Annotated in this window: 10 protein-coding genes; 6 read left to right on the top strand and 4 right to left on the bottom strand. The window is 42.6% G+C overall.

The window, feature by feature from the left end; all coding sequences use genetic code 11:
* Window positions 1-70: 70 nt before the first annotated feature.
* Window positions 71-2569 (bottom strand): S8 family serine peptidase, encoded by a 2499-nt coding sequence (locus D9603_RS12955; RefSeq protein WP_128731625.1) that lies wholly within the window; start codon window positions 2567-2569, stop codon window positions 71-73.
* Between the two features lie 622 nt (window positions 2570-3191).
* Between D9603_RS12955 and D9603_RS12950 the strand changes: the two genes are divergently transcribed.
* The 4 genes from D9603_RS12950 to D9603_RS12935 all read left to right on the top strand — a co-directional run bounded on the left by D9603_RS12950 (window position 3192) and on the right by D9603_RS12935 (window position 6635).
* A complete protein-coding gene (locus D9603_RS12950) occupies window positions 3192-4715 on the top strand; it encodes a curlin (RefSeq protein ID WP_128731624.1) in 1524 nt (507 codons plus the stop codon).
* Window positions 4716-5020: 305 nt separating this feature from the next.
* Window positions 5021-5410 carry a CsgE family curli-type amyloid fiber assembly protein gene (locus D9603_RS12945; RefSeq protein ID WP_125250636.1) on the top strand — a complete coding sequence of 130 codons (390 nt, stop codon included), beginning with the start codon at window positions 5021-5023 and terminating at the stop codon, window positions 5408-5410.
* A 1-nt stretch (window position 5411) separates the two neighbouring features.
* Window positions 5412-5861 carry a curli assembly protein CsgF gene (locus D9603_RS12940; RefSeq protein WP_275557205.1) on the top strand — a complete coding sequence of 150 codons (450 nt, stop codon included), beginning with the start codon at window positions 5412-5414 and terminating at the stop codon, window positions 5859-5861.
* Window positions 5862-6635 carry a CsgG/HfaB family protein gene (locus tag D9603_RS12935; protein WP_128731623.1) on the top strand — a complete coding sequence of 258 codons (774 nt, stop codon included), beginning with the start codon at window positions 5862-5864 and terminating at the stop codon, window positions 6633-6635.
* A 63-nt stretch (window positions 6636-6698) separates the two neighbouring features.
* Here D9603_RS12935 and D9603_RS12930 read toward each other — a convergent pair whose 3' ends face one another.
* Window positions 6699-7622: a manganese-dependent inorganic pyrophosphatase gene (locus D9603_RS12930; protein WP_128731622.1), complete on the bottom strand. Its 924-nt coding sequence runs from the start codon at window positions 7620-7622 to the stop codon at window positions 6699-6701.
* A gap of 355 nt (window positions 7623-7977) precedes the next feature.
* On the opposite strand from D9603_RS12930, the gene D9603_RS12925 reads away from it, so the two are divergent.
* Together D9603_RS12925 and mutM are read left to right on the top strand one after the other, a co-directional pair.
* The gene (locus tag D9603_RS12925; RefSeq protein WP_125250633.1) at window positions 7978-8478 is read left to right on the top strand and encodes a hypothetical protein; all 501 of its coding nucleotides are present in this window, start codon (window positions 7978-7980) and stop codon (window positions 8476-8478) included.
* Between the two features lie 8 nt (window positions 8479-8486).
* Window positions 8487-9296 carry a bifunctional DNA-formamidopyrimidine glycosylase/DNA-(apurinic or apyrimidinic site) lyase gene (gene mutM, locus D9603_RS12920; RefSeq protein ID WP_128731621.1) on the top strand — a complete coding sequence of 270 codons (810 nt, stop codon included), beginning with the start codon at window positions 8487-8489 and terminating at the stop codon, window positions 9294-9296.
* A 307-nt stretch (window positions 9297-9603) separates the two neighbouring features.
* Here the strand turns inward: mutM and D9603_RS12910 are convergent, their stop codons facing one another.
* Together D9603_RS12910 and D9603_RS12905 are read right to left on the bottom strand one after the other, a co-directional pair.
* A complete protein-coding gene (locus tag D9603_RS12910; RefSeq protein ID WP_128731620.1) occupies window positions 9604-11223 on the bottom strand; it encodes a FapA family protein in 1620 nt (539 codons plus the stop codon).
* 272 nt (window positions 11224-11495) lie between these two features.
* On the bottom strand, window positions 11496-12389 hold the full coding sequence (locus D9603_RS12905; RefSeq protein WP_125250630.1) for a LysR family transcriptional regulator: 894 nt from the start codon (window positions 12387-12389) through the stop codon (window positions 11496-11498).
* Between the last annotated feature and the right edge of the window lie 39 nt (window positions 12390-12428).

Raw genomic sequence — 12428 nt, 5'->3', positions numbered from 1 at the left:
TTCTAAATGAGAAATTTTTAATAGAAAAAGCCCCTAGCGGGGCTTTGAATTATCCACTGGAAGAGGATGATTAGAAGTTTACTGTGATCTCATTTGAGCAAAGCTCAGCAGATTGACACACTTTATAGGTGTAGCTAGTTGCCTCAAGGTCACGAGCAAAGTCTCTGTACTTACCTGTGTTAGAAACGGTTTCAAGTAGTCGACCATCTCGGTAAATTGATACCTCGCTAGCACTACTTCCTTCCCATGATAGTTCAACCCGGATAAAGCCTAAGCGAGATTTATTTGCCCGCACAAGAGACAGTGCGACTTCGTCACTGCTTACCACAACAGATTGCGCCGTTGTGTGACTATTGCCTTCGCTATCGGTAACAGTAAGTGCAACGTTATATTCACCGGATGCTGCAAACTCATGAATAGGGCTTGCATCAGTACTAGTGCTACCATCTCCAAAATCCCATGCCCAGCTGACAATATCATCATTGGGATCACGGCTTTCATCTGTAAAGGTTACGGCTAAACCTGATGCACTATAGCTAAAGCCTGCCACCGGTGGTTGTGGTGCTACTTCACCAAGACCCGTTAAGTTTAAAGTCCAGCTGTTTAGTGAGCCGGTGTCAATACCGGCATTATCAGAAACAGATAATATCCAGTCACCTGTTGCAACTTCACCATTAAATGCCGCTGAATTGAAGGTTTGATTAATGTTGTCTGTGCTACCGCCTTGACGGTTGTGCAGCGTCGCAGCAGTTCCTGCTGGTGACGTTAACGTCACAATTAGGTCTCCGATGAAAGTATGAGTAATATCTACAAGCGTATTACTGTCAAATACTGTAACAGTATCAGCAACAGTGATCACAGAGGTAATACCCGTTGCATCGTTGTCAGGAATATCAACTGTGGTGGTATTGTCATAGCTAAAGTCACTTAAGCCCTGCGGAAGTACATAAAGTCCAACCTGTTCGCTATCAGCTAAACCTCCAGACGTCGCGTTTAGAGTCAAATTATATTCGCCCCACTGCGTCGTGCTGGTGGTTGGTACTGATAACGTTACTGTATCACCAGGCATTGCTGTATCAGCAGATAGTGTTGCACCCTCAAGAGGTGAAGCCACTGCAAGATTGATGGAACCTTGCCAATCAGCAACTGATGTGAACGTGAACTCATAAGTTGCAGTATCACCAGCAACAATTTCTAGATTTGCTGGACGTGCTGAGACTCTAAAGCCTGGCTCAGGATCGGCATCTATAACAGCCTGATTTACATTTAATCGCGTGCCAGAGACCGTTTTATCGGTAAGATCTGCGTTTACGTCACCACTTTGCATAAGTAGATTTTTAAGCTCAACAGCACTCAGTGTTGGATTAACTGAAAGTACTAATGCGGCGGCACCGGCAACATGAGGTGTGGCCATAGATGTGCCTGAATAACTCGCATAGCCGCCACCTGGTACGGTAGACAGAATTGCGCTACCTGGCGCACCCATATCTACCGATGTTAATCCCCATTGTGAGAACGAAGACATAGCATCAGTATGTGTTGTGCTGGCGATAGAGAAAACAGTATCGTGATCATAGCTTGATGGATAATGTGGGTTTACATCATTATCAACCGCGCTGTTCCCCGCTGCGGCAACAAACAGAATATCCGCATTTTCGCTTGCTGTAATCGAATCAGACAGTGCTTGGCTGAATCCGCCACCACCCCAGCTGTTATTTGTTACGCGGACATTGTGGCCTGCATTTTTCAATGCAACCATATAGTCAATACACTCGATAGCATCAGAAGTAGAGCCTGAACCTGACGCATCTAGGAATTTACAGCCTACAATGGATACTTCATGGTTGACACCAACAACACCTGTAGCATCATTACCAGTGGCACCAATTGTACCAGAAACGTGAGTACCGTGACCTTGGTCATCCATAGGATCGCCGCTACCTGTGATTGCGTTGATCCCGTATACGTCATCGATATAGCCATTACCATCATTATCGATACCATCTCCAGCAATTTCGCCAGGGTTTACCCAGGCATTTGCTGCAAGGTCTGGGTGTGTGTAGTCCACACCTGTATCAATAACACCGACAATCACATCACGTGAACCAATACTAATGTCCCATGCCTCAGGTGCATCGATATCAGCATCTGCTGTTCCACCTGTTTGGCCGGTATTGTGCATACCCCAAAGTTCATCGAAGCGGCTGTCATCAGGGATCCCAAGTGCTTTGACCTGATAGTCTGGCTCTACATATTCTACCGCAGGGTGGTTAGCTAGCTTTTCAATAGCTTGTTTTGCTTTGATGCTATCAAGCTTAAAGTTTGCTAGTCGTCCTTTCAAGACATGGCGATATTTGTCATCTACACCGTCAGCGTTTAAATCCGATATTTTTGCTTTAACAAGATTTCTTGCGTTAGCGCGCAGTGCCGCGGACGTATTTTCTTTAAATACCACTAAAATACTGTCGTCAGCAGTTGCGGTTGTTGTGTCAATTTGAACTGCTGCTTGAGCGGTAAACGCAAATGCAGGTAGCAAAGCCAAAGACAATGCAGAAAGTTTTGATCTCATTTTAATAACCTTTTTAATTTCAAGCGCTTTTTATTATCACGCTGTTTTAGTTGGTAGTTTTCTGGTAGTGGCTGTGGTCTTTTTGGCAACGCTTTAAAACGTAGACGCAGAAATTCGGCTATGCAATGTAAAAAAAGGGTTAAATAAAAAAATCAGGCATTTTTATTGGTTTGCAAATTTAAGAATATATTATTTAGTTCTTTTTTGTGAGTAGAGATAAGCTAAACGCGATGGAACTTTAGTCATACTTTTTTTGTAGTTAAATTTTTGATTTGTAATGGGGTGTGATTTTTCATAGGTAAGTTGATGTAATTATGAGGTTATATATTTCATAAAACCTTCCTATTTATCTTCGGATGTTCCCAACTTAGAGTTAGAGATGACAAAACGTAATGGAATATATTATTTCAGCATATCAAGGTGGCTGCTTTGATATAGATTATGTTTTTCACTCAAATGTAACACTCTGGTAACTGGCTTAGGTAGGAGCGCTCAAATTATTGAGCCATAACAGGACGTTGATTAGGTGAAGGTGGTATTTAACTGAGTAAAGGCAACTGCTCAGACGCAACACTGAACACTTAATTTTAAAACAATATAATAAATCTCTAAGGAGAACAGTGTGAAGTTTTCAAAATCAATTGTGAGCTGCGCCATAGCACTTGCATTAACTCATTCGTTTGCTGCACAGGCTGATACAAAATCAGACAACAAAGCGCTTTCTACTTCTGCACTTTCACAAGTTGAGCAAATCAATGGTACTAGTAACCAGTTAAAGCTTTCTCAAACTTCAAGAAGCCACGGTGATAACGAACTAATCTCCGTTCAATCTGGTGTTTCCAACCTAACCGATGTAACAACAGTTGGTGATGATAATACGACGACAGCAGAGCAAAATGGTACAGGCAATGTTGCTATTATCACTACAACCGGTAATAACAATGAACAAGTGTACAGCCAAGACGGAGAGTCTAACGGCGCGCTTTCAGAAGTAACAGGTGATGATAACAACATTGATGTACAGCAATCAGGTGCTGGTCTGCTTGGTATTAATAACGAAGCGATTAACGTAGTAACCGGTGATCAGAATACCATCTCGGTGTCTCAAGGTTCCGGTGGTCAATGGTTCTATAACCTAGACATGCAAGGCAGCCAAAACGAAGTCTCTGCAACACAAACTGGCACTTGGAATGAGGCAACATTAGAGTCACTGCAAGGTGATATGAACCAAATAACCTTGACGCAAGACGGCTTGTACAATCAATACAAGGTGGTGAGTTTACAAGGTAACGAAAACGAGATTGAATCTAGTCAAAGTGGTGATTTCAATGTGGTTTCAATTGAGACAATCACAGGTGATGATAATCAAATAGAAATAGAGCAATCAGAAGGTAATAATAATAGCGTTAGCGTATTTGAAATTTCAGGTGATAGTAATGAGCTAGCGATAGAGCAAGAGGGTTCGGGTAACCAGTTTGCATCTGATTTACTTGTTGGTAGTGACAATGAGATTACCACAGAACAACGACGAGAAAACAATAACATTTTGGCAGATGTTGTTGGTGACAATAACGAGTTTAGCGCACTTCAGGTCGGCGATAACAATGATATGTACCTAGGTGTTGCAGGGAACAACAATGAGTTTTCAGCCGTGCAAATCGGTGATGGTAACGTTGCGCATATCGCCAATTTCAACGGTAATGATAATGATGTTGAGGTGGTTCAAACCGGCAGCAACAATGAAGCACTTGTACAGTCATCTTATCCAAACGTGAACTTGGCGAGTAATAACAATGCGCTTGATATTACTCAAGATGGTGACAGCAATGGTGTCGCTGTGACAATGAGCAGTGTTTTTGAAAGTAGCGCTAACCAAGTTGATATTGCTCAGTCTGGAGAGTTCAATGCCATTGATCTGATGTTAGAAGGCAGTCGCAATATGTTAGACATCACACAAACTGGCACTAATAACTTTGTTATGGGGATGGGATCTGACGCTTTTGTTATCAATGGTGATGATAATGCCCTAACAATTAGCCAAATGGGTGATGGTAACTTGGTACAAGGTGGCATTACAGGCAGTGGTCAAAACATCACGGTTACACAAGTAGGCGACAATAACGTTGCTACAATAACGCAGCAGTAACTGCGAATAAACGGGGGCTTAGTGAGCAGGCCCCCGCTTTGTACTGGTATCAATTTGTCTTGATGCTTGCTCAATTCGAAGGAGTAAACCTAGCGCTAATAGCGTTAAAAAAGTCTTATTTAGAACCACTAAATGGCAAAATTTTAACGGTATTATCGACAAGATTCTTTCGCCTCATAATACATCACTGAATGAAGCAAGTTGGTACTGTTTAGCCTATTTATCCTCAATTAATACTTGGCTCTAAACTGTAGTCTATAAGGAATATTCTCATCAGCATCGCCAAAATAACGAGCAGATAAGTCATGACAAAAATAATAATACTACTAAGTGCGCAACTTTTTTTAGCCAATATAGCAGTGGCACAACAAGATGTTGAGATCGATGGTTTGGTGATGGATCAAAGTATTAGCCGGTTTGGCCATCAATTTTATTCCCAATTCTCACAACTTTGGCGAGATGTGCCAAATTCAACTGGAATTAACATTACGGTTAAAGAAACCGTTTTACCAAGAGCTGGTACTCGATTGGAAGTGTTAATGAATAATAAGCCTGTGTACGCAACTGCAATGGGAAGGCGAGGTGGCTCTGTTGACGAGCGTGTTGAAACCGCGATTTTTACGGTAATGGATGCGATGGCTAAGGCGCAGTATCAGCAAAGTGGATCTGAAGATTTGGCAGCTAGTGGGTGGTAAAATGAAGATAATAAAAATAACACTGTTACTCGGCGTGTTGAGCTGTGTTCACAGCGAAAATAGTATGGCAACTGAGTTGGTCTATAAGCCAATTAATCCAGCTTTTGGTGGTAACCCGCTAAACGCCAATATGTTACTAAGTAAAGCGCAATCACAAAATAAGCACCGAGCTCCGATCATTGAAAAGACTTATGATGAGAAGTTTCAAGAATCGCTAGAGCGAACATATCTCAATCGTTTGGTCAGAGAGATCACGGATGTGGCTTTTGGTGATGATGTAAAAGATAGTATTTTTGATCAAGATGCCACATTTATGAGTGGAGATTATCAGATCCAAGTGATCACAAGTACGCCAGACACCATTACGGTGAGGATTACTAACACTTCGTCAGGTGAAGAAACGATCCTAGAGGTTCCTAGGTTTTCAGTCTCTCCCGACGGAGGATTTTAAATGTACCGACTAGTAGTAATTGCCATCACGCTCTTTGTAACAGGTTGCTCTAACCTGTCTCGTGTTTTACCTCCTTCGCAGAGTGCTGCTATCGCATTAACAGAAACACAAACGTTTGCAGAGCTAAAAGCGCTACCTAAGCCCAGAGGTCGAATACCTGTTTCTGTTTATTCCTTTCGCGATCAAACCGGTCAATATAAGCCACAAGATAATGTTAGCTCTTTTTCTACCGCAGTTACGCAAGGCGCAAACTCAATTTTGATGCAAGCGCTACACGAGACCGACTGGTTTATTCCGGTTGAACGAGAGGGGCTACAAAACCTATTGACCGAGCGTAAAATTATTCGTGCAGCCAATGATGACAACGATGCTGCGCCATTACCGCCACTTACAACCGCAAAAATCATTTTAGAAGGCGGGATCATCAGTTATGACTCTAATATTCGCACGGGTGGATTAGGTATGGAGTACTTTGGTATTGGTGCTTCAGAGCTTTATCGAGAAGATGTCATTTCAATTTATATGCGCGCTGTTGATGTGCGTACTGGGCAAGTATTATTGTCTGTTGCAAGCAGCAAAAAAGTACTCTCAATGGAAGTTCGAGCCGGTTTTTTTCGTTACGTAAGTTATAAGCGGCTGGCGGAAGCGGAAGCAGGGTTTAGTGATAATGAGCCGATGCATATTTGTGTGACTCAAGCAATTGAAAAAGCGTTAACGTTAATAGTGAAGCAAGGGATAGAAAAGGGGGTCTGGTCAGCGGCTAATGCTGTTTAGTGTACGGGCTTGGTCGTATAGAGTCAGGAGTAAAATGCCGAGGTAAGCACCTCGGCAATGGCATTACTGTGCAAAGGCATCTTGTAGTGGCGGGACTACTTGTTTTTTACGGCTTAGTACACCGTCTAACCATACTTTGCTTGCTTCTGGTTCAACATTATAGGCTTTAGCAATAATTGCTTCATCATCAGATGCGATTAGCATTTGTGAGCCTTCTTTCATGATGTCAGTCAGCAGTAACATCACACTGTGGCGGTTACCTTCAGCTTTTAACTTGGCAATATCAGCGTGTAGCTCATCTTTGATGTTGTCGAACACAGCAAGATCAACGACTTCAAGTTGGCCGATCCCAACAAGGTTTCCATTCATATTGAAGTCTTTAAAATCACGCATTACTAAATCACGCACTGGAGTGCCATCAACTGCAGATTTTACTTTGAACATTTCCATGCCCAGTGCTTTTGCGTCATCAACACCAGCAATCTCAGCTAGCGCTTCAACACATTTAATATCTGCTGTAGTACAAGTCGGTGACTTAAAGATCACGGTATCGCTTAAAATTGCACACATCATGATGCCTGCAATATTTGCTGGGATCTCAACATCGTAAAAGTCATACATCATTTTGATAATCGTGTTACTACAACCGACTGGACGGATCCAACATTCTAGTGGGGCAGATGTGGTCAGATCGCCAAGCTTATGGTGGTCAACAACGCCGACAATCGTCGCTTTATCAATGTCATCAGGTGCTTGCGTCTTTTCAGTGTGATCTACGATGTAAACCTCTTCACCTGCGTAGCTCATTTTCAGCTCAGGCGCTTCAAAACCAAAACGGTCAAGGATAAACTGAGTTTCAGGTGATACATCACCTAAACGTGATGGGATTGCCTCTTCACCAATTTGATTTTTTAAATATGCAAGTGCGATTGCACCACAGATTGAATCTGAATCTGGGATCTTATGACCCACAACATACATTGCCATTGACGGAACTCCTAAAAATTTTGCCCACATTCTAGCAAAATAACTTGTTAATTAAATAGTCTAAATGTGCAATTTACCCCAGTTAGTTTGAGTTCAAGATAGCAAGCCTGCTTTAGGAAAGCATTGGCTTTTATAGCTTTGAATGTGGTAACGAGCATCTATAAGTGAGGGAAACTTTAGCCTTATTCATCTGTGCTGATGTTATACTCATGAAATGAATAATTTCGCTATTTGATAAGCTTAGTTAAGCGCCAAAGCGAATCGCTAAAAGGGCTTACATTATCAAGAGCAGTGGTTAGCGAGCAGATAGCTATAAAAATAAAAGCAAAAGGTCAGTAGATCCTAGGAGATAGCTATGATCCAAATGAGCCGTAAAGCATGGAATAACGTGGTTATATTTTCCATGCTGCTGATGATTTTCTTTCTCAATGGGTTACATTACAAACTGAATCCAACAGATGAAAAAATGGGAATACAGGCGGTGTTACCAGCGCAAAGCTTTGTCCTGACATTAGCGTTTCCCGGTTATAAGATTGAACGTATTGGTACTAGCTGGCGTATAGAACTGCCAAAAGGCGCGACGCAGTCTTATAGCGTGTCAGAGCTTAGTGCAATGGTCTCAAGTTGGCAAAAAGCCCAGCTTAATGTTATTGAAAAACCAACACAACTAGGTGAAGCGCTTAGTGTCGCGCGTATTTGGTTAGCGACACATGAACTGCCATTAAGCTTTCAATTATATCAACATAGCAACAGGTTGATTTTGTTTGATAAGCATAAACAGCGCTGGTTTGAGCTTGATGAAGCACAGGTGCGCGCCTTGTTTTTACCCATATTATTTAGACAGCAAGAAATATAGAGCTAATTATGCCTGAATTACCAGAAGTGGAAGTAAGTCGGTTGGGCATTCAACCCTACTTAACTGAACAAGTGATCACCCATGTAAAAGTCTATAACGAGAAGCTAAGGTGGCCTGTACCCCAAGACGTGCATTTGTTGGAAGGGGAGCAAGTCACCGCCGTGAAGCGCCGCGCTAAATATCTCTTAATTGAGTCGGCTCATGGCACCGCAATATTGCATTTGGGTATGTCGGGGAACTTGCGCGTTGTTGACCAAGGTGAACCGCTTAAAAAGCATGATCATGTCGAAATTATCCTCGCTGGTGGCAAATCACTTCGGCTGAACGATCCCCGCCGCTTCGGGGCTTTTTTGTGGCAAGCAAAAGGAGCACTACACCCGACTTTAGCAAAACTTGGTCCTGAGCCTTTGACTGTTGAGTTTACTGCGGAGCATTTGTTTGCAATGAGCCGTGGTAAAAAGCAAGCAGTTAAGCAATTTATTATGGATAACCACGTAGTCGTGGGGGTAGGGAATATTTATGCGAATGAATCCTTGTTTAAAGCTGGGATCCACCCTAAAAAAGAAGCAGGAAAAATATCCCTTAAACGTTATCAGGCACTTGCGCCCATAATTAAGGAAACCCTTAGTGCGGCGATTAAACAAGGCGGTACTACGCTAAAAGACTTTGCACAAAGCGATGGTAAACCTGGCTATTTTGCCCAAGAGTTACTGGTGTACGGACGAAAAGGTGAACCGTGTGTTACTTGTGAAACTTCATTGAAAGAAGTCCGATTAGGACAGCGAAGTACAGTGTATTGTCCCAAATGCCAACGATAAATAGTTTTAGAGTTTGCTTATTTTTTAAGTTTGTTTTCGCAGTCGTTTGATTGGTATTGTATAAGGTAGAGCCTGTGTAGGAGAGTTGCTTTATGTCAGTCAGGCGATAAAGAGTTTGTGCTGCTGTAAAGTTTCCTTGCCCCCTGATAGAGCAACTCAGTAAAAATGTGGATCAAGCGTTGCCCTTTAGGTTTACCCAAGTGCGCCTTGTTCACGATTGCCCAACTTCTGCTTTGACTATTGGGCGGCAAGTTGAGCACCGCGACCAAAGTACACTCAAGGAGCAAAAATCAAAGGTCAACAGGCTCTAGTTACCAGCCGTTTTAAAATCAATTTTAACTTGGTTATCTTGCAATGAGGCTGTGCAAGGTGGATAGCTGCGGGTTGTTTTATAAACGCGATCAAATATATGTATTTCAACGCCAGAATGCAGCGCTTTATTTGCAGATAATTTTGTATTTTCTAACAGTTCATGTAAGTCATGGTCGAGCTGATAGAGCTGCTTCTCTAGCAGCTCGGCTTGCTGGCAATAGTGCATTTGTGTCGCACCTATCTTCGTTTTTAGCTGTTGCTTTTTCTCCGTGTCTTTGACTAACTCTGCTTTTTCAATAGCTTGTTGGAGTTGGTCTAAAGATTCATTGGTCGCTGCGACTTCTTTGAATAATGTGTCGGTATCTTCAGTGATTTGAATCCCTTTACGGGCTAAGTAAATCATCATCTTAGCCCCAGAACCACTGCCTATCTCTCCTGCTACTATCATCTGAGCATCAATGATAGAGCCGCCGATGAGTTTGCCATTAGGGTGCTCCCCAGTGCCTACTTGAACCAGCCGCTGCGCTTTGATATCACAATGGTTACTTTGCTTATTGATAAATACATTTTCACCTTCAAGGTAAGTATACTGACCATGAGCGATCTCGACATTGCCTTTGGCGCTGAGTTTGCAAGTTAAGCCTTGTTCGTTATTTTGGTGGTCAACATGACCTATAACGCCACCTTTTACTTCGATATTCCCACCAGCAACTAGCTCTCCTGATTCTACTGTGCCTAATATCGTTATATCTCCTTTTGCTGTAACCCGCATGCCCGGTTCAACATTGTGTGTGACAACTACGCTCCCATTGAAGTCAACGTGGCCACTTTTTACAGTTACATCAGCAATGGTAAAAACATCGTCTACCCGCATACCGTTACTTACGTCTGATGGGCACCCCGCAATTGTTGCTATGAGCTCAAGAGGATTACTGGGATTAATTTCTGTACCATCACCTGCCATCAACTGAAAAGACTCTCCAGCTTTGGCTTCAATGCTTTCACCTGTGACAGTAAACCCTTCTTTACCTGGGGTTGCTGGTCTTTGTGTAACCAGTAGATCTCCGGGGGAAACACTTGCGAGCTTGCCAAAATCACGCATATCCACAGTGCCATCTTCACGCATTCTTGGTTGTTTAAGACGTTCTTTTAGCGTTTGTACATGAGGTAATAACTTGGCGGATTGACCATCTTGTGGCGGTCGCCCTTGTGCGATGATACCAGAGGCTTCTTCACCGGGAGGTAATTCAAACTGTTTGCTTAAAATCTTTTCGAGGTAGGCTTGCTTATAGCCACGACTAACGCCCGCTTTGATTATAACCTTCTTGGCTTCTTCTAATGAAATCGCTTTACCGCCGCGTGCGGTTTCCAGTTGCCCGAAAGCTTGCATTTTGTCGTCGCTGAGTGTCACGGTAAACTCAGCGTCATATTGTTTCGCGACAACAAGCTGACTTTCAGGGAAGTCACTCTTGAAGTAAGCGTCAATAGATTCATGGTCAACTTCACAGTCGGCAAACTGCGACTTTTCAAGCGCTTCGATGATAAAGGCTGCACTTGGCGGTGAAGCAGATTTCACATCCATTAAAATGTTGCCATTATGCGCAAGTTTGAACACGATCATCGCCTCGTTTATTTTTTGTCCTATAACTTCAGCTTGCTAAATAAACGTTAATTGGTCAAGTGCTTAGGATGATTTTCTTACCTAAATATGGGCTCAGTTACAAAACACTCGACTATTGTCCATTTACACTAACTTTATAGGGCAATATAGATGTCTCAACTTTGGGTGGGGGCAGTCTTGCTATATGGTAAATTAAGTCTCTGTGTTACTGAACGTTTTATCGCTTGATGGCATGCGTAATGAGTATGGTCGCTAACAATCTCAACTTAAAAGGCTTCAGGGTCGCTACGTGCTTTATGTAACAACAGCTTAATCGCTTCAGGGATGACTTTTTTATGTGTTGAAATAGCATAAAAATATTCATAAATATCAGGTAAGTCTTGATAGTGCGTTAACACCCCTTGAGCAATTTCGTCTTTTACCACCACTGCTGGTAATACCGCCACAGCACCACTGTCTCTTGCAAGCAGTCGCATCATTGCCATGTCATCCACCTCAGCAAGTATGTTAGGAAAGAACTGGTGTTGCGCGCATAAGGCATTAAAAGCAGTGCGGAGATCAGAACTTGCTGGGGGTAAAATCCAGCGGGTGTTAGCAAAGCCTTTTGGAAACAATGTATCGGGTTTGTTTTGAGGTGGGCCTACAATGGCTAGCGGTTGCTTTGCCACGAGCTGACATTGCCAGTATGGATCGGATGTATCCAAGTTAACTGTGCGGTTGGTTAGTACTAAATCCAGTTCGTGCTTGGTTAGTCCGTTTAGTAGCTCAGAGATACTGCCTGATTTCAATTTAAATTGAACATCACAGCGCTCCATCAATGGGGTGATGAATGCCTCGACAAAGTTACGTGAGAGAGTTGTTAAAACCCCAATCGTAACATGAGTGGTAGATTGCACGCCTTTACTTAATAACGCCTCAAGTTCCTGTCCTGTAGTAAAAATATCATCCGCATAGCTAAGTACTTTTTTACCCTGCTCGGTAAGTATTAACTGTCGGCCGCTGCGTTCAAATAATGCAACTCCGCTATTGTGCTCTAGCTGCTTTATCTGTGCTGAAAGTGCAGACTGTGACACATGCAGATCTTTAGCTGCTTGAGTCAGGTTACCTTGTTTGGCGACTTGCCAAAAGTAATAAAGGTGATGATAGTTGAGTCGGCTCATTTATACCAATTTGCTTAATTAAGTAGTCTATTTTGAGGC

It is taken from the genome of Pseudoalteromonas sp. PS5, from assembly GCF_004103255.1.
Taxonomy (GTDB): domain Bacteria; phylum Pseudomonadota; class Gammaproteobacteria; order Enterobacterales; family Alteromonadaceae; genus Pseudoalteromonas; species Pseudoalteromonas peptidolytica.
This window is presented reverse-complemented; position numbering and strand designations above follow the sequence as displayed.

Excerpts from the sequence above, each read along its gene's own strand:
- D9603_RS12955 (WP_128731625.1), bottom strand. The coding sequence starts at position 2,569 with ATGAGATCAAAACTTTCTGCATTGTCTTTGGCTTTGCTACCTGCATTT.
- D9603_RS12945 (WP_125250636.1), top strand. The coding sequence starts at position 5,021 with ATGACAAAAATAATAATACTACTAAGTGCGCAACTTTTTTTAGCCAAT.
- D9603_RS12940 (WP_275557205.1), top strand. The coding sequence starts at position 5,412 with ATGAAGATAATAAAAATAACACTGTTACTCGGCGTGTTGAGCTGTGTT.
- D9603_RS12935 (WP_128731623.1), top strand. The coding sequence starts at position 5,862 with ATGTACCGACTAGTAGTAATTGCCATCACGCTCTTTGTAACAGGTTGC.
- D9603_RS12930 (WP_128731622.1), bottom strand. The coding sequence starts at position 7,622 with ATGGCAATGTATGTTGTGGGTCATAAGATCCCAGATTCAGATTCAATC.
- D9603_RS12925 (WP_125250633.1), top strand. The coding sequence starts at position 7,978 with ATGATCCAAATGAGCCGTAAAGCATGGAATAACGTGGTTATATTTTCC.
- mutM (WP_128731621.1), top strand. The coding sequence starts at position 8,487 with ATGCCTGAATTACCAGAAGTGGAAGTAAGTCGGTTGGGCATTCAACCC.
- D9603_RS12905 (WP_125250630.1), bottom strand. The coding sequence starts at position 12,389 with ATGAGCCGACTCAACTATCATCACCTTTATTACTTTTGGCAAGTCGCC.